The sequence below is a fragment of the Vibrio sp. 10N.222.49.C9 genome, assembly GCF_041474985.1.
Classification (GTDB): Bacteria; Pseudomonadota; Gammaproteobacteria; order Enterobacterales; family Vibrionaceae; genus Vibrio; species Vibrio crassostreae_C.
Window position 1 is genome coordinate 1 of the sequence record NZ_JBFRVD010001369.1, and the last position, 361, is coordinate 361.

Sequence of the window (361 nt, forward strand, 5' to 3'; positions counted from 1 at the left end):
ATTAACAATTTCATATACGTTGTTCATTTTCTATCCTTTAGAACCAATATTAAACTTAGGAAATTAAACCATAAGCTTTGGCAAACATACAGTGTGTAGATCAAGCTCTGAAGACTGCTGCCTGCTTTTTCTGCATTGAGAGCAAAACAAACATTAATTCATATGCTTGCTATCGCAACCTAGTCAATACTTGCATACAATCTTACTAAATGAAACATGAAGATGGATCCTAAGAATGTTATTGCAATTATCCCCTCTAGAAGCTCGTATTATTGGCTGCCTTATCGAAAAAGAAGTTACGACCCCAGACTACTATCCTTTGAGCCTAAACAGTTTAACCACGGCGTGTAATCAAAAGAGC

The 361-nt window shown here is 36.0% G+C and carries 1 protein-coding gene; it reads left to right on the plus strand.

The genetic code is table 11. The features are described 5' to 3' along the window. Positions 1-235 precede the first annotated feature (235 nt). Positions 236-361 (plus strand): DUF480 domain-containing protein (locus tag AB4585_RS28335; RefSeq protein WP_372172098.1); only part of this gene is annotated, 126 nt, incomplete at its 3' end.